General features: G+C 44.4%; 16 protein-coding genes. All 16 read left to right on the forward strand.

The features are described from left to right. Positions 1 to 13 precede the first annotated feature (13 nt). The 16 genes from OKIT_RS06415 (at position 14) to ileS (ending at position 18,452) form a co-directional block, all read left to right on the forward strand. A complete protein-coding gene (locus OKIT_RS06415; protein WP_007746282.1) occupies positions 14 to 2,389 on the forward strand; it encodes an FtsK/SpoIIIE family DNA translocase in 2,376 nt (791 codons plus the stop codon). A 54-nt stretch (positions 2,390 to 2,443) separates the two neighbouring features. Further along, on the forward strand, positions 2,444 to 2,797 hold the full coding sequence (locus tag OKIT_RS06420; protein ID WP_007746283.1) for a hypothetical protein: 354 nt from the start codon (positions 2,444 to 2,446) through the stop codon (positions 2,795 to 2,797). Positions 2,798 to 2,919: 122 nt separating this feature from the next. After that, a complete protein-coding gene (mraZ, locus tag OKIT_RS06425) occupies positions 2,920 to 3,351 on the forward strand; it encodes a division/cell wall cluster transcriptional repressor MraZ (protein ID WP_007746284.1) in 432 nt (143 codons plus the stop codon). Further along, positions 3,348 to 4,295, forward strand: coding sequence for a 16S rRNA (cytosine(1402)-N(4))-methyltransferase RsmH (rsmH, locus tag OKIT_RS06430; RefSeq protein ID WP_007746285.1), 948 nt, complete (start codon positions 3,348 to 3,350; stop codon positions 4,293 to 4,295). The genes mraZ and rsmH overlap by 4 nt, the downstream gene beginning before the upstream one ends. Further along, positions 4,295 to 4,669 carry a hypothetical protein gene (locus tag OKIT_RS06435; RefSeq protein WP_007746286.1) on the forward strand — a complete coding sequence of 125 codons (375 nt, stop codon included), beginning with the start codon at positions 4,295 to 4,297 and terminating at the stop codon, positions 4,667 to 4,669. Before rsmH ends, OKIT_RS06435 begins: the two co-directional genes overlap by 1 nt. Beyond that, a complete protein-coding gene (locus OKIT_RS06440) occupies positions 4,669 to 6,816 on the forward strand; it encodes a penicillin-binding protein (RefSeq protein WP_007746287.1) in 2,148 nt (715 codons plus the stop codon). Before OKIT_RS06435 ends, OKIT_RS06440 begins: the two co-directional genes overlap by 1 nt. 8 nt (positions 6,817 to 6,824) lie before the next feature. Beyond that, on the forward strand, positions 6,825 to 7,790 hold the full coding sequence (locus OKIT_RS06445; RefSeq protein ID WP_241778126.1) for a phospho-N-acetylmuramoyl-pentapeptide-transferase: 966 nt from the start codon (positions 6,825 to 6,827) through the stop codon (positions 7,788 to 7,790). Next, positions 7,778 to 9,094, forward strand: a complete 1,317-nt coding sequence (murD, locus tag OKIT_RS06450; RefSeq protein ID WP_007746290.1) for a UDP-N-acetylmuramoyl-L-alanine--D-glutamate ligase — start codon at positions 7,778 to 7,780, stop codon at positions 9,092 to 9,094. The genes OKIT_RS06445 and murD overlap by 13 nt, the downstream gene beginning before the upstream one ends. 2 nt (positions 9,095 to 9,096) lie before the next feature. After that, on the forward strand, positions 9,097 to 10,209 hold the full coding sequence (murG, locus tag OKIT_RS06455; protein WP_028291735.1) for an undecaprenyldiphospho-muramoylpentapeptide beta-N-acetylglucosaminyltransferase: 1,113 nt from the start codon (positions 9,097 to 9,099) through the stop codon (positions 10,207 to 10,209). Between the two features lie 28 nt (positions 10,210 to 10,237). Then, positions 10,238 to 11,020, forward strand: coding sequence for a cell division protein FtsQ/DivIB (locus tag OKIT_RS06460; RefSeq protein ID WP_050804097.1), 783 nt, complete (start codon positions 10,238 to 10,240; stop codon positions 11,018 to 11,020). 104 nt (positions 11,021 to 11,124) lie between these two features. Beyond that, entirely contained in the window at positions 11,125 to 12,456 is a 1,332-nt protein-coding gene (gene ftsA, locus OKIT_RS06465; RefSeq protein ID WP_007746296.1) for a cell division protein FtsA, read from the forward strand. 9 nt (positions 12,457 to 12,465) lie between these two features. After that, positions 12,466 to 13,851 carry a cell division protein FtsZ gene (gene ftsZ, locus OKIT_RS06470; protein ID WP_007746297.1) on the forward strand — a complete coding sequence of 462 codons (1,386 nt, stop codon included), beginning with the start codon at positions 12,466 to 12,468 and terminating at the stop codon, positions 13,849 to 13,851. An 18-nt stretch (positions 13,852 to 13,869) separates the two neighbouring features. Beyond that, on the forward strand, positions 13,870 to 14,400 hold the full coding sequence (locus OKIT_RS06475; RefSeq protein ID WP_007746298.1) for a cell division protein SepF: 531 nt from the start codon (positions 13,870 to 13,872) through the stop codon (positions 14,398 to 14,400). Next, positions 14,387 to 14,668 (forward strand): YggT family protein, encoded by a 282-nt coding sequence (locus OKIT_RS06480; protein WP_007746299.1) that lies wholly within the window; start codon positions 14,387 to 14,389, stop codon positions 14,666 to 14,668. The genes OKIT_RS06475 and OKIT_RS06480 overlap by 14 nt, the downstream gene beginning before the upstream one ends. Then, positions 14,668 to 15,441, forward strand: coding sequence for a YlmH family RNA-binding protein (locus OKIT_RS06485; protein WP_007746300.1), 774 nt, complete (start codon positions 14,668 to 14,670; stop codon positions 15,439 to 15,441). Before OKIT_RS06480 ends, OKIT_RS06485 begins: the two co-directional genes overlap by 1 nt. Positions 15,442 to 15,686: 245 nt before the next feature. After that, a complete protein-coding gene (gene ileS / locus OKIT_RS06490) occupies positions 15,687 to 18,452 on the forward strand; it encodes an isoleucine--tRNA ligase (RefSeq protein WP_007746306.1) in 2,766 nt (921 codons plus the stop codon). Positions 18,453 to 18,490 lie beyond the last annotated feature (38 nt).

Genomic DNA, 18,490 nt, shown 5'->3' on the forward strand with positions numbered 1-18,490 from the left:
TTAACTGTGGACTATGGCAGCTAGAACAAGAAAAAAAACAAGCACAAGAAGAAGCAGGAAAAATCAGGGTATTGACCCGAAAATTGTAGTAGTTCTCATTTTTGAGATTTTTTTTGCTTTAGGCATATTTCGTTTAGGACTGGTCGGAAATTTCTTCGCGGATGCCTATAAATATGTTTTTGGCGACTATTTTGTCATCTTTATTCTGATGATTGCTATTTTCTTTGCTTATTGGCTGTTATATCGTAAATTCCCTAAAATTCCGGGCCGAATCATTGTTGGTATCTGTTTTATTGCTTTGTCTTTTTTGACGATTAGTTCACTTTTTTTCGCATCATCTCTGAAAAATGAGAATAATCTCATGTCTCAATTAGGCCAAATTATCTTAAATGATATGCGTCACGGACATTCGCAATCAGCTAGCGGCGGCGGGATTATTGGTGCGGCAATCTATACTGGATTGGCACGGCTGATTGCAAATGCCGGAGTTTGGGTGATTTCGATTTTATCTCTGGTTTTTGGTGTTTTTCGCCTGCTGAATAAATCGGTCCTGCATTCTGCTTCCAAAGCTGCCGAATTCAGCCGCGATAAGATTTCAGACATTCAAGAAAAACGGCTCAATGCACCGAATAATAGAAAAGAGTCTAGTTTTTTTAAAAAGTACTTCGAAGACCCTAACAGCGCTGATCCTAAAAATGATGCGCAAGCACAAGAAGGGAAGTCGGCAAGCAGTCCAACAACGCCGGTTCAGCCGAAAATTCATTGGAATCAGACGACACCCTCAACAGACAATAGCTCTGCCGACAAAGAAAGTGCCGCTTTACTGAATAGTCTGCGGCCTGCACCAGCCAGCACTGCGCCGGATGATTTCGGGGATGAGGCTGCAAAAGCAGTTTCAGATGATCAGGTAGTCGATTCGATTGAAACGGCTGACAACCCCGATTATCAGGTACCGCCCGCTACGATCTTGTCTCATGTACGTGCCGTTGATCAGACTGGTGAATTTCGTCAGCTGAACAAAAAATCTCAGATTGTCCGTGATACACTCAAATCTTTCAATATTGAGACAGAGGTGAGTTCTGTCAGCTTGGGTCCGACCGTCACGCAATACGAACTCAAGCCGGCTCGAGGCGTCAAAGTATCGACGATTGCCAACCGTGCTGATGATTTGGCTCTGGCACTTTCGGCCAAATCTATTCGTATTGAAGCACCGATTCCTGGCAAGCCCTTTGTCGGTGTCGAGGTGCCCAATGAGGTTCAAGCAACTGTTGGTTTTTCGGATGTAATCGAACATTCAAGCTTTAATCCCAAACACCCATTAACGGTTCCTTTGGGCCGCGATGTTGATAATCAAGTCATTTCTGCTGATTTAGCAGCGATGCCGCATCTGCTGATTGCTGGTGCGACTGGTTCTGGAAAATCAGTCGCTATCAATGGCATTATCAGTTCATTGTTAATGCGCCTGAAACCTAACGAAGTCAAACTGATGATGGTCGATCCTAAAAGAGTCGAATTGTCCATGTATAATGACTTGCCGCATTTGCTTACTCCTGTTATTTCAGAGCCGAGAAAAGCTGCTCGCGGGCTGCAAAAAGCTGTTAAAGAGATGGAACGCCGTTACGAACTTTTTGCTGACCATGGTGTCAGAAATATCGACGGATGGAACCAAAAAGTGGCTGATTACAATAAGACGAAGGGGCACGCGATGCCTAAAATGCCCTATATCGTGATTATTGTTGATGAGCTGGCCGATTTGATGATGACTGCCAAAAGTGATGTCGAGACGACGATTGTGCGTATTGCGCAGATGGGCCGAGCGGCCGGCGTGCACTTGATTTTGGCAACGCAAAGGCCGTCTGTCGATGTTATTACCGGTTTGATCAAGGCCAATGTCCCATCCAGGATTGCTTTTGCTGTTTCCTCTGGCATTGACAGCCGCACTATTTTGGACCAGAACGGTGCTGAAAAACTGCTAGGCAAAGGGGATATGCTATTTGCGCCGGTTGGCAAGGAACCAACGAGAATTCAAGGTGCTTTTATTTCTGATCAGGATGTTGAAGCTGTAACGGCTTTCATTCGAAAAGAATCTCCAGCTCAGTACGCTTCCAGCATGCTGGTGGATGACGATAGCCAAGAAGATGATCAGACAGATGAGACGGGTGCTAATGGCGAACCAGTCGATGATTTGTTTAACGAAGCTTCTGAGTTTGTCATTCAGCAGAAAAAAGCTTCAACAAGTCTGCTCCAGCGGCGCTTTCGTATTGGTTATAACCGTGCGGCCCGCATTATCGATGATTTGCAAGCAGCTGGTATTGTCGGACCACAAGATGGTAGTCGCCCAAGAGATGTATTAGTCAGCCACCAGGATGGTTCGGAGGAAAATCACTAGTCTGCTGTCATAAAAGACTTTCCAGCGGCCGAGATTTAACGTATCGTATAAACTATGTTCTATTCTGCAATCACTTTTTGGCTGATCTCGCTTTTTTCCTGGGTCGCACTGCAATTTTTCGCGCGTCAGTATCGTATTAGCGATTTGCCTTTTTGGACCTGGCTGTTACCGGCAGATTTCTTCTTGGCGATTGGAATTATTAATAAATATTTAAGTTTTAATTTTCAATATATTCTTATCACTGCTTGGCTGATTTTATGGCTGCTGATTATTATTTTTCTGATCTGGCGGTCCGAAGATCGCCGGAGTCTCAGGCGTTGTTGGTTATTTTTTATTAATTTAAGCGGTATTTTACTGCTGTTAGAGGTGATCGGAATCGCCGCCTATATTTTCTTAAACAAAGATTAAAAGCTAGACCGAAAGGTCTTTTTTTGTGTCCAAAAATGCATTTTTCAAAGTGGGTTTTATGTGGAAATAAGTGGGGCAAAGTGGTAAATTTATGAAGTGAACTTGAAAGGAGGATTAAACGCATGTTTATGGGCGAGTATCAGCACACGCTGGATGATAAATCCCGTTTAATTATTCCGGCCAAGTTTAGAAATCAGCTTGGGGACACTTTTATCGTGACTCGTTGGATGGAACATTCCTTGTTTGCTTTTCCCAAAGACGAGTGGGATAAATTTGAAAGCAAGCTGGATAAATTGCCTCTTGGTGCAAAAGATGCACGTGCTTTTCGGCGTTTTGTGCTGGCAGGCGCGGTGGAAGCTGAATTCGATAAGCAGGGAAGAATTATTATTCCGGCCGTATTAAAAGCGCATGCTCAGTTGGCTAAAAGTGTCGTCATCACTGGTTCTGGCAATGGGTTTGAAATCTGGAGCAAGAATAACTGGGACGAATATACGGCTGGTACGGCTGAGAATTTTGATCAGATTGCCGAAGAATTGACGGACTTTGACCTATGAAAACAAATGATTATGGACATATCACAGTTTTCCTACAGCAAGCGGTTGCAGCATTGGAAGTCCGTCCTAATGGGATTTATGTTGATGCAACGCTTGGCGGCGGCGGCCACAGCGATTTGATTCTTAAAGAAGCACTGCAAGGCCATCTGTACAGCTTTGATCAAGATGAAGAAGCAATTCGTTTTAATGAAAAGCGTTTTGCTGAAGAGATCGCTGCCGGCAGAATGACACTGATTCACGATAATTTTAAAAACTTGGCCAGTGAGCTGGCAAAATACGGTGTGACACAAATTGATGGTATTGTCTTTGATCTTGGCGTCAGTTCACCGCAGTTTGACGAACAAGGCCGCGGCTTTAGTTATCGCAGTGATGCGCGCTTAGATATGCGAATGGACCAGGAACAATCCCTCGATGCTTATGAGATTGTCAATCATTGGGATTATAAGGAACTGGCTCAGATTCTGAACCGTTATGGCGAAGAAAAATTTGCTTCTTCGATTGCCAGACGGATTTTGCTGCAACGTGAGAAAGCCCCGATCGAAACGACTGAACAACTGGTCGCAGTGATCAAAGAAGCACTTCCTGATCGGGTCCTGCATGCCAAAGGGCATCCGGCTAAAAAAACTTTTCAGGCCATTCGAATCGCAGTTAATGACGAATTGAATGTGCTTAAAGAAGCGTTGGCTCAGTCGGCTAATCTATTAGCGCCCCATGGCCGAATTGCAGTGATTACTTTTCAATCTTTAGAGGATCGGATTGTTAAACAATTTTTTCGTGATATGGCTACGAAAAATCAGCTTCCTGACAAGATGCCCGTCTTGGATAAAGACATTAAAGAAGATTTCAAATTGGTCACGCGGCACCCGATTGTGCCTAGTGAAAAAGAAATCTCGGCAAATCATCGATCTCACAGCGCAAAGCTGCGTGTTTTGGAGAAAAACTAATGGCAGAAAATGCACCTTCATATACATATAGAAAAGTCAATAAACAAGCATCGACTTTAAAACTCGTTAAAAGCCGCCCAGCCGCCCGTACCTATAAAAAAGCCCGCTGGTCGCTCGGTGATTTTGTATTTGTTTTTGTTGTTGCAGCTTGTGTGTCGGCTGTCATGTTTGCCAGTATTCTGCTTTCCAATACGACTGCGCGAGTTGATGACCAGCTTCAAGCAGCGAATGGGCGAATTCAAGCAATGCGCAGTGAAAACGATAAATCTAAAGAAGAGATCAATAAGGCAACGAGTGTTATAGCTTTGCAGCATTTTGCCAAACAAAACGGCATGACATTGAACTCGGCAAACGTTCAGAATATAAATAAATAGTGGCAAAGAAGAGAAGAAAAAAAATATCGAGTCCGATTGGCCGCAGTAAAAAAGCCGGCGTGGTTATTTTTGTGACAATTTCGCTGGTTTTATTGCTTTTATCAGGGCATTTTGTCTATGTAGCTGCGACTCGCAATATCAAGGGACGCAAACTTTCCGAAACCGAGCTGCGTCATTTTATGCGTGATCAAGCAATTCAGCCTCGTCGCGGAAACATTTTTGATGCTAGCGGCCAGGCTTTGGCTGAAAATACGACAACTTACAATCTTTATGCCATCGTTAAAAAAGGTTTTCGTTCTGGGACAAAACCGCTTTATGTCGTCAACAAACAGAAAACTGCGCGTGTTCTGGCACCGATAATTGGAATGAAAGAGTCGGATGTACTCAACCACTTGCAAGCCAGTCCAGGCACCTTTCAGGTTGAATTTGGTTCGGCCGGGGACAATCTATCCATTGCGCAGCACGATCAAATCGTGGCCGCAAAACTTCCAGGCCTGAATTTTGTCAGCAATGCAGCACGTTTTTATCCGAATGGTGTTTTTGCTTCGCAATTGATTGGCCTTGTTTCCAACGGCAGTAACAATAATCAACCTGCCAAGATGACGGGCATTATGGGGCTGGAGCAATCCTTAAACCGTTACTTAACAGGAAGAGCAGGCATCAAAACCGGGCAGCAAACCGCCGGCGGCGTGGCCTTGACATCATTTACGAATAAAAAAGTTAAAAATGGCGATGATGTTTATCTGACTCTTGATTATCACCTGCAGTTTCAGCTTGAGCACTTAATGAGCAACGTCTTTGATAAGACCAAGCCGCAGGCGATGACTGCTATTCTTGCCAATGCTAAAACCGGTGCCATTCTCGCCGCCACACAAAGGCCTACCTTTAACGCATCGACAAAGGCGGGTTTGAGCAAAATGTGGGATAACCTCTTGGTACAAGACCCTGTCGAGCCGGGGTCAACCATGAAAACTTTCACGCTTTCTGCAGCCATTGACAGCGGCCATTGGAGCCCAAATACAATCTATAAATCCGGTACTTTAAATATCGGCACTCAAAAGGTTTTTGATTTTAATCGCAACATGGGAAACATCAGCTATCGGGAAGGATTTGCGCGTTCGTCGAATGTGGCTTTTGCGAAAACTGAGATGGCCATGGGGCCGTCTATCTGGCGCGATTATCTAAATCGTTTTGATTTCCTCAAGGCAACGCAAACGATGCTGCCAAACGAAGCAGCCGGTTCGATGGTCTTTAATGAACCGATCGAGCAGGCCAATACGGCTTTTGGCCAAGGAATTGAAGTGACGCCTATGCAAATGGTCCAGGCACTCACAGCTGTGGCTAATAACGGCAGAATGGTGCGACCATATATTGTTTCAAAAATTGTTAATCCTGATAGCAAAAAAACAACTTACGAGCACAAAGTACAGCGTCTAGCTGTTGTGATGCGTCCAACAACTGCACAACAGGTTAGAAAAGACATGATTGACGTTGTTAATTTACCCGATGGAACTGCGCGGACTTATTCCTTAGCTCCACAAGGTATTCAAATCGCAGCGAAGACCGGAACAGCTCAAATTGCTATTGATGGAAAATATACGAATAATTATTCGGCCTCGACACATTCGGTAGAGGTCCTAGTTCCGGCTGATGATCCGCAATTTATTTTCTACATGTACTTGCGCCAGCCAAAGGAATTTATTGGTGGTTTTGCTGATGCGACGATTAATACAGTCTTTCATCCTTTGATTTTGTCGGCTCTGAATGCTGCTAAAACATCTGCCTCGGTAAAAAACACAAACCTGCTGTTGCCTAATTTTGTGGGGCAGACTGTGGATCAAGCTCGTCAGACTGCCCAAAGCAGCGGTCTGACCGTCATCGTTGCTGGCGATGCGAATCAGAAAATCAGCTGGCAGTCTGTCGGTCCATCTGCCCAGGTGATGGCCGGCCAGAAGATTTTTTTGAGGACATCTGGCAAAATAATAATGCCGGATATGAAGGGCTGGTCGATCGCTGATATCTCGACCTTCAGCAGTATGGCGAAATTGGACTTGTCGTATTCTGGAACTGGCCAGTTGGTTTCACAAACTATCAAGCCCGGAAGCATTCTCACAAAAGGACAAAAATTAGAGGTAAATCTGCAATGATGTTTCAAATGTTTCTAGCATTAATTATCAATTTCTTGATTGTGCTGCTGGCAATTCCAATCTTGACAAAATACCTGAAAGCAAGAGGAGAGGTCGGCGTCGAAAGAAGTGGCGAACATGGTTTTGGCGTGGATACTTCCGCTAAGAACGGGACACCGTCAATGGGTGGCTTGGCCTTTATTCTTTCCTCATTGTTGTCGACTTTGCTGCTGCTTGCAATTTTCCGCCAGGTCACAACAATCTACCTGCTGATTTTAGTTTCAGTATTTTCTTATGGCTTGATTGGTTTTATTGATGACTGGCTGAAGGCATTTTATCACCGTGATGATGGTTTTCGTTTTCTTCCGAAATTGCTATCTCAGATTTTTTCTGGATTGTTAACGACGTTTGTCCTCCTCTTTTCCGGTCTATCTGATCAGCTGACTTTCGCATTTCTCAAACAGCTGCCGATTTACCTGCTTTTGGAATTTCTTTTTTATTTAGTCTGGTTTGTCGGCTGGAGCAACGCAGCTAATTTCGTTGATGGTATCGATGGCTTGCTGGCCGGCGTATCAATCATCATGTTTACGGGCTTTGCCTTGGTTTCCTGGAAGAATAATTCAACGGTATTGTTCTTATTTGATATCTCTTTGATTGGCTCTCTACTGGCTTATCTGATTTTCAACAAGCCCAAAGCTTCTATTTTTATGGGTGATTGCGGCAGTATGGCATTAGGCGCCGCGATGGCTGTTAACGTGATTATTTTAGGAAATCCTTGGAGCCTGTTATGGTTCGGCTTGATACCGCTCGTACATACTTTATCTGTCATGATTCAGGTACCTGTTTATCATTTTTTCCATGTCCGCGTTTTTCCAGTGACGCCCTTGCAGCATGCGTTTCAAAAGATTGGCTGGCCGGAGTGGCGCATTGACGGCCTCTACTGGCTGATTCAGTTTATAATTACCGTGATTGGAGTATATGTATGGATCAGATGACTTTTGAAAATAAAAAAGTGCTTGTCTATGGCTGGGCACGCTCAGGAAGGGCAGTTTACCAATTTTTAAAAGAGTTGGGTGCTCAGGTATTTTTGACGACAGATGACAAACCACGAGATTTACCGAATGATATTAATTTCGTCACTGATATCGATGAGAGTTTTGCCTATCTCGTGAAGAATCCTGGGATCAGATATGACAAACCCATTATCCAAAAAGCGCTGGCCTTAAACATTCCTGTCATGACCGAAGTGCAGGTTGCTTTGAGTCAATATCACGGTGAAGTTGTTGCGGTGACGGGCTCTAATGGTAAAACAACGACCACAACTTTGATTGGCAAGATGCTTCAGGCTGACCAAGTGGATGTCAAAATTGGCGGGAACATCGGTGTGCCTGTCAGCGAATTATTGTTAACAAAACCTTACCCCAAAGTACTGATGCTGGAATTATCCAGTTTCCAGCTTGAAGGGGCGCAAAATATCGAACCAAGAATTGCTGTGATCACTAATTTATTTGCCTCGCATATCGATTTTCACGGCACGCGTGCCAATTATCTGAAAGCAAAATTCGCGATCACGCAAAATCAGACGGCTGACGATTATCTTGTCCTCAATGATGCCTCAGCCGATGAAAAAGATTTTGCCAAACGGAGCCACGCACAGGCCTATTATTTTTCGCCGACTAATACCCATACAACCAGTTATGTCAATAATGACGTCATCTATTTTGAGGATGAAAAAATTATCGATCTGGATGAAGTTGTCTTGGTAGGTGAACACAACCTGGAAAATATCCTCGCAGCAATCACAGCTGCGAAGCTCTTCGGCGTCTCTAATCAGGCGATTAAAGCTGTCCTGAGAAGCTTTAGCGGCCTGGAACATCGTTTGGAGCATGTTGGTACAATTCATGGCCGAATTGTTTACAACGATTCCAAGGCGACGGATATCGAGGCCACTCAAAAAGCCCTGGGCAGTTTCAAACAAGACATCACTCTAATCGCCGGCGGTTTGGACCGCGGTGACGATCTCACCAGGCTAGTTCCAAATTTGAAAAAGGTTGTTAATTTAATTGTTTACGGCCAGACTAAAAATAAACTTCAGGAAGCTGGGAAATTAGCTGCAATCTCAAAGATTGTCGTCCTTGATAATTTGGATGAAGCCGTCGCAAAAGCCAAGGAGATTAGCCAGCCGGACCAGGTTATTTTGTTCAGCCCGGCAGCCGCAAGCTGGGATCAGTTTGCCAATTTTGAAATTCGTGGACGCGAGTTTAAAAAACTGATTCAAGCCGAGGAGGGCTGGTCATGAGTATGAGATTAATTGTTTCTGGCGGTGGTACCGGTGGGCATATCTATCCAGCCTTAGCTTTGGTGGAGACGCTGCTGAAAAAGGACCCGGATGCCAAAGTACTGTATGTTGGTTCTTTTCGCGGCTTAGAGGGCGGCATTGTTCCGAAAACAGGACTGGCATTTAAGCAGCTTCATGTGCAGGGTTTTTCGCGCTCGCTTTCTTTAACGAACTTCAAAACAATCAGTCTATTTATTAAGGCTGTTAAAGAGGCTAAAAAGATTATTGCTGATTTCAAACCGGATATCGTATTAGGTACTGGTGGTTATGTTTCGGGTGCTGTCCTATATGCGGCTCAACGCATGCATATCCCAACAGTGATTAATGAACAGAATTCCATTGCCGGCATGACAAATAAATTTCTTAGCCGAGGAGCTGATAAAATTGCGATCAGTTTTCCTAATGCTGCTAGCCAATTTCCTAAAGACAAGGTCGTCATGACTGGCAATCCCCGTGGCCAACAGGTCGCTGAAAAAAAGAGCACCTTTAGTTTGAAGGATTTCTCATTTAAAGAGAAGCTGCCGACGGTTTTGATTTTCGGCGGTTCCGGTGGTGCTTTGGCTATCAACCAAGCCGTTGTTGATTTTGCGCAGCGTTTTGCCAAACAAACACAGATGCAGGCAATTTTTGTTACCGGTAAAAAATACTTTGCTTCGGTTAGCGAAAAATTGCTTAATCTTGATGTTCATAGCACTAATTTGGCTGTGCTGCCTTATCTGGATAATATGGATGACGTTCTGCCGAAAATTGATTTGCTGGTAAGCCGTTCCGGTGCAACAACCTTAGCTGAAATTACTGCGCTGGGCATTCCGTCTATTTTGGTTCCGTCACCAAATGTGACTGCCAATCATCAGGAAAAAAATGCCCGCCAATTAGAAGAGGCTGGTGCAGCACAAGTCATTGTCGAATCAGAACTAACCTCTGCAAAGCTTTATCATGATATGACGGAGCTGCTGTCTGATTCCGCAAAACTGGCACGAATGGCGGCTAAAGCCAAAAGCCTGGGTCACCCGGACGCTGCTGACCGCCTTTACGATTTGCTGCTTGAAGTGATTAATGAAAAGCAGAAACACTAAACAACCTGATCAAAACCATAAACAGGCAATGATTCATTTTCAAAAGGGCTCACCCAATATGCCGCATTTTAAAAATCCAATACTGAATAAGATTGGATTATTTTTTACTGCCCTGATATTTGCTATTTTGATTGCCCAGATGCTGCTGTTTTTGCGGCCTTGGCAAAAAATTACCGAGGTGAAAGTCTATACCGATCAGATGGATTATAAACAGATTTTGGACCGCGTCGGTATCCATACTGGCGATCCTTATTGGCGCTGGGCTGGGCAAGGGCAAACTGTCAACTATCCGGTTAAACACGATCCAATGATTAAGTCGGTCAGTATGACATTGTCAAAGAGCGGGGTAGCCAGCCTGCATGTTCAAGAAATACTGACGGCTGGTTTTGTCCAAAATGGACAAAGCTGGTATCGCTTGGATCAGCAGGGAAACTTGGGCCGAAAAATTGCTCAGCCGGACGGCAGGACACCTGTTTATACAAACTTTTCACTGGAGTCACCCGTTTTAAAGCGGACTATCAAAGCTTACTTGTCAATGGACAAAGTGATTCGCTTATCTATTGCACAAATTGTATTCTCACCGATCAAAAGTGCACGAACAAGGCTGGCATTGATTATGAATGATGGCAATCTTGTCTATGCCCGGCCTGTCTCTATGGCGGCAAAAATGGCCTTGTACCCGCAAATGGTTACGGCAATGAAATCGCAAGGCATCGAAAGGGGTGTGATTGATTTGCAATATGGTTCTTTTGCAAGAAAATTTCAGGAAAGCGATAAACATTTGACTGATTCGATGCAAAATAGCAAGTGACTAAATTACCGGTTAGAAAACAGCGAACAAATGTTTGAAAATTAAGATGGTTTTAAAGACCTTTATTATCGGGGTAATCACTGTTAAATTTGTGTTTGTTGGATATGAATAATGATGTAATCGTCGGCCTTGATGTCGGCTCGGATAAAATTAAATGTGTGATTATCAAACGCACGCCTAATCAGCACTACGGTATTGTGGCTGTTGGCGAGACAGTCAGTCAAGGCGTTAAGCATGGTATGGTAGTAGATATAGCTGCAGCCAGCCGGTCGATTGCTGATGCGATTGCCCAGGCAGAAAGCAAAGCCAATTTCTCGATTACCGAGGTAAGCCTGTCCTTACCGGCAATTCAGATTTCGATGCGGCACCTTCATGGTTCGGTGAATGTTGCCAGAAATGATAAACGCATCACTGAAGACGATGTTGTCAATGCCTTTCGACAAGCGATTTCCACAGCACAGCTGCCAGCTAATCAGGAAGTTGTCGATTTGATACCAGAAGAGTTTGTGATTGATGGTTTCGGCCAAGTTCCTAATCCGCTCGATATGGTTGGCGTGGTTCTGGAAGTGAATGCTCAGGCTTTTATCGGGCCAAAGACGATTGTTGAAAATTTGAAAACGGCCGTCCGTCAAGCCGGTCTGATCATCTCAGAATTAATTCTTTCGCCAATCTCTGAAAGCGAGCTGATACTCTCTGATAATGAACAAAATGAAGGCAGTATCATTATTGATTTAGGTGCTTTTCAGACAACGGCTTCCATTGTTAAAAATCATCGTCTGCAATTCATTGCGAATATACAGCAGGGCGGCGCTTACGTCACTTCTGATATTCGGACAGTCCTGGCTGAAGAAAATCACATTTCGATTAGTTTTGATCAAGCTGAACAGATAAAACGTGATTTCGGTTATGCTGACCCTTTGAGGCTGGAAAGCGGACGTAAAATCGAACTGAACCGCGCTGGCAGCGGGCAGGTGCAGGAAGTTCCCGTTTCATATCTCTCGCAAATCATCGGCGCACGATTAGAAGAGATTTCATCTGAGCTCTATGCACATCTCAATCAGCTCCAGTCGTTACCGGTACCCAGAAGTATGGTCTTGACTGGCGGCGGCGCGGCTTTGGCCGGCATTGACGATCTGTTCAATAAACGTTTCAATAAGCAGGTACACGTTTTTGTTCCTCAGGAGATTGGGCTCAGGCATCCATCGTTTGTTAACTCTTTGTCTGTTGCCAACTATGTTGCAAATCAATCTGTGACAGACTGGCTGGCAAAGCGTACACTAAATTTGGCGCTTGTCCCTCCGAGTTCAGATTTCACACAGGCAGGTCCTGAAGGTGAGCAGCAAAAAGCAAGAAAGCGTAATAGGACCGGGTCAGATGAAAAAAAGCCGGGTTTTCTTGATAAAATAAAAGAATATTATTCGCGGATGTTCGAATAAGAGGTAAAGATGGTAGGTAAAAGAAAAGTGACAGAAAATAATAATAATGACTTGGTTGCACCGGCGGCTCAGTCAGGTTACGGCGCTAATATCAAGGTAATCGGTGTTGGCGGCGGCGGTTCTAATGCGATTGACCGTATGATCGAAGAAGGAATCGAAGGCGTTCAATTTATTGTCGCAAATACTGATATGCAGGCTTTAAGTGCTTCTAAAGCACCAAATAAGCTGCAATTAGGACCAAAGCTGACACGTGGCCTTGGAGCTGGTTCGACACCTGAAGTCGGTGAAAAAGCCGGTGAAGAATCACAACAGTCAATTCAAGAAGTATTGCAGGGCGCTGATTTGGTCTTTGTTACTGCTGGGATGGGCGGTGGTACCGGTAATGGTGCCGCTCCTGTTATCGCACGCATTGCACGCGAAGTTGGTGCATTGACAGTTGGTGTTGTGACACGTCCATTTAATTTTGAAGGTCCTAAGCGTGCACGTTTTGCTGCCGAAGGCATTGCAAAATTAAAGGAAAACGTTGATACCTTAGTGGTTGTCTCAAATAATCGTCTTTTAGAAATTATGGACCGCAAAGCATCCTTGGCTGATTCCTTTAGAGCGGCTGATAATACTTTGCTGCAAGGTGTCCGCGGAATTTCCGACCTGATTACCAAGCCGGGTATCATTAACTTGGATTTTGCCGATGTTAAGACCATCATGACAAACGGCGGTATGGCCCTTATGGGTATCGGTTCTGCAACAGGCGAAAATCGTGCCGCAGAAGCGACAAAGGCTGCTATTGCCTCACCATTGCTCGAAGTTGATCTGAAAGGTGCCTCTGACGTTATTTTGAGTGTTACCGGTTCAGCTGATATGTCTCTGTATGAAGCCCAGACGGCAGCTGATGTTGTCACACAAGCCGCTGGCCAAGATGTCAATATTGTCTTTGGAACTTCGGTCGATGATAAGCTTGAAGATGAAGTACGTGTCACAGTTGTTGCTACGCATATTAATCAAGGCCCTAGCCAGCCTGCTGCTTCTTCCTCCAATGACGTTTTCACGATGAATAGCGACGCAGAGGACTCCGAAGCTGATCAAGGCAAAAAATCTTCAGTTTTTGATGATATTCCAAATGTGACTGTTGATCCGATTAGTGGTAATAACAAGGTTGTACCGAATTCTAGTGCTGCCTCAGCTGCACCTAAATCTGCAGCACCGAAGAATAATTCAGGCAAGCTGTTCGAAGATTGGCAGTTGAATACGGTTCATCGCGATCAGAATCAGAATCTGCAGAACAATAATTCACAATTTGATCGTCCGAATAATCAGGGTTCAGCATTTAACCAATCCAACGATCCTTCAGATGATGACGACTCATCATCGAGGCCTTCATTTTTCAAGCGTCATTAATATTAATTAGGAGCAGATATGGCATTTTCATTTAAAAGTTTTTTCGGCGGCGCAGATGACGACGAAGAGGAATACGAAGACGCGAATTACGAACAGCAGCCCGCTCAGGCACAACGTAATCCCAATCCTCAGGCACAGACTGCAACCGCACAAAACTCAGCGAATTATCAAGGTAGAGGCAACTACGGATATAGTAACGAATATCGGCAGCAGCCTCGTATGTCTGCTGTTGGTTCTTCAACGCAGAGTAATAATAATAATTCGGCTAAAATCGACAGCCATATTGCGCTCTTTGTTCCAAAAGTGTTTTCTGATGCCAAAACGATCGTGAATCAATTGCTGCTCCATGAAGCAGTCATCGTGAACTTTTCTGCAATTGACAGCACTCAGTCTTCAAAAATTGTTGACTTTGTTGCCGGCGCAATTTATGCAGTTGAAGGGTCCATTGAAAAGATTTCTGATGATATTTGGCTAATTGCACCTAATAATTATGCAGTATCTGGTTCCGGATCAGCAGCGGATGCGATGGGTCAAAATGCCCGTTTCTAACATTCTATATTATTTGTACGCCCTCATTCATTGGGCTGTTAACATTTATTCTTGGATTATCGTTTTTTCAGCCATTATTACTTGGCTGCCGAATTTGAGGGCTTCACGACTGGCCTATTGGTTAAATCGCTTGACACAACCTTATGTTGGTTTCTTTCAGAGACTGATTCCGCCAATTGTCGGAATTGATTTTTCACCTTTGATCGCATTGCTGGTTTTACAGTTTGCTGATCGTGCTTTGTTCGCAATTTTTGTACAATTGTTTTAATGACAAATTTTGAGATTAATTTAGACGCATATCCTGAGTCGGAGCGCCCTTTTATTAAAAAGGCACTTGGCTGGGTGCGTGCTGCATTCAAAGACAGTTTTTTAACTGTCTTTTTGAATCCACGAGAACAGCTTCTTCTAGCGGGATTGGCCAAACAAGACGCCTTGCCAATTGTATTTTCCGGTGGATACCCGCAGGCAGAAAATAAACGTGCCCTTATTGGGGCTGAAGATGGCAAAGCAGATTTTCAGATAGCGGTTCTGCAATTGGATTATGCGGTCAAATATATTCATCTGCATCATTCTACGATCCTTGGCTCATTGCTCCATCAGGGAATTGCCTATGACCGTATCGGTGACGTGATCCATGAAGCAGATCGCTGGCAGATTTTGATTGATGCTCAGCTGGCAGAATTTGTGGTCGAAAACGTTAAACGGGCCGGGTCGAAAAAAATCGCTTTTCATGAAGTAGCGGCTTCTGAGATGCTTGCACCTGAGTCAGATGAAAAAGAAAAAGAGGTAATTGTGGCCTCTCAGCGGATTGATCTGCTGATTAGCCAGATTTACAATTTTTCTCGCGCACATGCCAAAGATTTGATCGAGAGCGGTCAAGTGATGGTCAATTGGTTTGAGAATGATAACCCGAGTTATTTGGCCAAATTGGGCGATGTGATTTCAACACATTCATTTGGGCGTATTCGTTTGATTGAGACTCGCGGGACAACGAATCGCAATAAAATCAAGCTAACGATTGGAATTGTCGGAAAAAACTAGAAATTTGCTGACAGTTTTGTATAATGGCTTTATATCACTGGAACAGAAAGTTAAAGTTTAGACGCCAAGCAAGCCGGGTTGATGGAAGCCGGTCGTCAATGAATTTTTTCAGATCAGCCGGTTGGAGTAATTTAGATACTGAGGCATGCTGCAAATGTCAGCGTGTGAAGTTGGGTGGTACCACGTGAAAACGTCCCGATATTTCGAGGCGTTTTTTATTATCTGGAAAAGGGTGAGAAGAGACTATGAAGATCAAAGATACATTACATTTAGGCCATACGGATTTTCCAATGCGCGGCAGTTTGCCAAAGACTGAACCTGTCCGCGAAAAACAATGGGCTGACGACAAAGTTTATGAGCAGCGTTTGGAATTGAATAAAAACAAACCGCATTTCAATTTGCATGACGGCCCGCCATATGCCAACGGCAATATTCATATTGGCCATGCGATGAACAAGATCTCCAAGGATATCATTGTTCGTTATAAAAATATGACCGGGTATTATGCGCCTTATGTGCCAGGCTGGGACACACATGGTTTGCCAATTGAGCAGCAGCTGACCAAGGCCGGCCACGATCGTAAAGCGATGGCCAAAGCTGATTGGCGCCGTTTGGCACATGATTATGCTTTAAAACAAGTCGATATGCAGCGCAGAGATTTCAAGCGCTTAGGTGTTTTGGGCGACTGGGATCATCCTTATCTGACACTGCATCCGGAATTTGAAGCTGCTCAGATTCGTGTCTTTGGCGCCATGGCGGGAAAGGGATATATCTACCGCGGTTTGAAACCAGTTTATTGGTCTTGGAGTTCTGAATCTGCTTTGGCTGAAGCTGAAATCGAGTATCATGATTTGGAATCGACTTCGCTTTTTTATGCAAACCGTGTTAAAGACGGCAAGGGCATTTTAGATCGCAATACTTATCTGGTCGTCTGGACGACGACGCCTTTTACGGTCACGGCCTCTCGCGGGATCACCTTAGGACCTGATTTTGATTATGTCTTAGTCAAAGCTGCTAATGATGACCGCAAGTTCGTTGTTGCCAAAGCTTTACTGGAAGAAAATGCCAAGCGTTTTGGCTGGCAGGATTACAAAGTTCTTGCCACTTATAAAGGCATGGATTTGGATAAAATCACGGTCGAACATCCTTGGGATCCGGATGTGACTGAACTTGTCATGAACGCCGATCACGTCACTTTGGATGCTGGAACCGGTTTGGTTCATACCGCCCCTGGCTTTGGTGAAGATGACTACAATGTCGGCATGAAATACGGCATCGAAGTAGCCATGACCGTCGATGAAAAAGGTTATTTGATGGCTTCTGCCGGACCTGATTTTCAGGGCAAATTCTACGATGATGTCGCACCGATCGTGATTGATAAATTAAAAGCGGCTGGTTTGTGGCTGGCAACGGAAAAAATTGTCCACTCATATCCATTTGACTGGCGGACAAAAAAGCCGATTATCTGGCGTGCTGTGCCGCAGTGGTTTGTTTCCATCGAGCCATTTAGAAAACAAATTCTTGATCAGATCGAAAATGTGACCTTCTACCCGGATTGGGGCAAAGTCCGTTTGTACAACATGATTAAGGACCGTGGCGACTGGGTCATTTCCCGCCAGCGTGTCTGGGGCGTTCCGTTGCCGATTTTCTATGCCGAAGACAAGACACCAATTGTCGATGAAAAGCTGATTGATCATGTGGCTGATTTGTTTGCTAAATATGGATCGACTTATTGGTTTGAACATACGGCCAAAGAATTGCTGCCGGATGGCTATACAAATCCGCACAGCCCTCACGGCGAATTCACAAAAGAAGAAGATATCATGGATGTCTGGTTCGATTCTGGATCAAGCTGGGCCGGCGTCATGCAGCAAAGAGACAATCTCGATTATCCAGCTGATGTCTATTTGGAAGGTGCCGACCAATTCCGCGGCTGGTTTAATTCCAACATCATCACGTCTGTAGCTGTGAACGGCATTGCACCTTATAAATCTGTGATTGCGCAGGGATTCGTCTTCGATGATAAGGGCCAGAAAATGTCCAAGTCCTTGGGGAATATCATTTCGCCAAACGAAATCGCTGACCAGATGGGCATTGAAATCATCCGTCTTTGGGTCATGAGCATTGATTCAAGTGAAGACGTGCATGTTTCGCGCGGTATTTTGAAACAAGTTTCCGAGTCTTATCGTAAGATCCGCAATACGATGCGTTTCCTATTGGCCAATACGGAAGACTTTGATGCTAAAAAAGACCGCGTACCATTTGAAAAACGGGCAGCCGTTGACAAGTGGATGACCGTCAAATTGAATCAATTTGTCAAAGACTGGCACGAAAAGATGCAGCGTTATGACTTCTATGATTTGTTCAAACAGCTGATTAATTTTGTTTCCACGGATTTGTCAGCCTTCTATCTGGATGTGGCCAAAGACATTGTCTATATTGATGAAGCAGATTCGGCCGAACGTCGTTCCATGCAGACTGTTTTCTATGAGACGGCTGTGACGCTGACGAAGCTTTTGACCCCATTTTTGCCGCATACCGCTGAAGAAATTTGGGAAAATCTCCAGGAACCGGAAACTTATGCTTATTTGTCTGAGGCACCGGAATTTCAGCCGATTGCTGAAGCTGACAGTTTGCTAACCGATTGGCAGACATTCTTTGATTTCCGCGACCAGGTGAATAAGGAATTGGAAAATGCCCGTGAAAAGTCTTTGATTGGCAAGAGCGCCGAAGCAGCTTTGACAGTTGTTTTGACAAAAGAACAGGCTGATACTTTTGCAAAGCTCGGCTTGGATCTGCGTAAATTGCTGATGGTCAGCCAATTGACACAAAGTCAAGGCAGCGAGACATCTGTTCAAGTGGCGCATGCTAGCGGAGCAGTCGATCCTAGAGACCGGCTTTTCCATGATGATATTGGCGCTGATCAGAAGTTCCCGATGTTTTCCAAGAAAAACGCTGAAATTGTCGAGCATGATTTCCCGACTTTGACTGCAGCAGACTTGGAAGATTAAATTAATTATTTGTTTAAAAAAGAGCTTAGGCTCTTTTT

Source organism: Oenococcus kitaharae DSM 17330 (assembly GCF_000241055.1).
In the GTDB taxonomy this organism is placed as follows: Bacteria; Bacillota; Bacilli; order Lactobacillales; family Lactobacillaceae; genus Oenococcus; species Oenococcus kitaharae.

What these genes read in the sequence shown, in the direction of transcription:
- OKIT_RS06460 (WP_050804097.1), top strand. Translation starts at nt 10,238, where the DNA reads ATGATTCATTTTCAAAAGGGCTCACCCAATATGCCGCATTTTAAAAAT.
- OKIT_RS06445 (WP_241778126.1), top strand. Translation starts at nt 6,825, where the DNA reads ATGTTTCTAGCATTAATTATCAATTTCTTGATTGTGCTGCTGGCAATT.
- OKIT_RS06420 (WP_007746283.1), top strand. Translation starts at nt 2,444, where the DNA reads ATGTTCTATTCTGCAATCACTTTTTGGCTGATCTCGCTTTTTTCCTGG.
- OKIT_RS06480 (WP_007746299.1), top strand. Translation starts at nt 14,387, where the DNA reads ATGCCCGTTTCTAACATTCTATATTATTTGTACGCCCTCATTCATTGG.
- mraZ (WP_007746284.1), top strand. Translation starts at nt 2,920, where the DNA reads ATGTTTATGGGCGAGTATCAGCACACGCTGGATGATAAATCCCGTTTA.
- ileS (WP_007746306.1), top strand. Translation starts at nt 15,687, where the DNA reads ATGAAGATCAAAGATACATTACATTTAGGCCATACGGATTTTCCAATG.
- ftsA (WP_007746296.1), top strand. Translation starts at nt 11,125, where the DNA reads ATGAATAATGATGTAATCGTCGGCCTTGATGTCGGCTCGGATAAAATT.
- murD (WP_007746290.1), top strand. Translation starts at nt 7,778, where the DNA reads ATGGATCAGATGACTTTTGAAAATAAAAAAGTGCTTGTCTATGGCTGG.
- murG (WP_028291735.1), top strand. Translation starts at nt 9,097, where the DNA reads ATGAGATTAATTGTTTCTGGCGGTGGTACCGGTGGGCATATCTATCCA.
- OKIT_RS06485 (WP_007746300.1), top strand. Translation starts at nt 14,668, where the DNA reads ATGACAAATTTTGAGATTAATTTAGACGCATATCCTGAGTCGGAGCGC.
- OKIT_RS06475 (WP_007746298.1), top strand. Translation starts at nt 13,870, where the DNA reads ATGGCATTTTCATTTAAAAGTTTTTTCGGCGGCGCAGATGACGACGAA.
- OKIT_RS06435 (WP_007746286.1), top strand. Translation starts at nt 4,295, where the DNA reads ATGGCAGAAAATGCACCTTCATATACATATAGAAAAGTCAATAAACAA.
- rsmH (WP_007746285.1), top strand. Translation starts at nt 3,348, where the DNA reads ATGAAAACAAATGATTATGGACATATCACAGTTTTCCTACAGCAAGCG.
- OKIT_RS06415 (WP_007746282.1), top strand. Translation starts at nt 14, where the DNA reads ATGGCAGCTAGAACAAGAAAAAAAACAAGCACAAGAAGAAGCAGGAAA.
- ftsZ (WP_007746297.1), top strand. Translation starts at nt 12,466, where the DNA reads ATGGTAGGTAAAAGAAAAGTGACAGAAAATAATAATAATGACTTGGTT.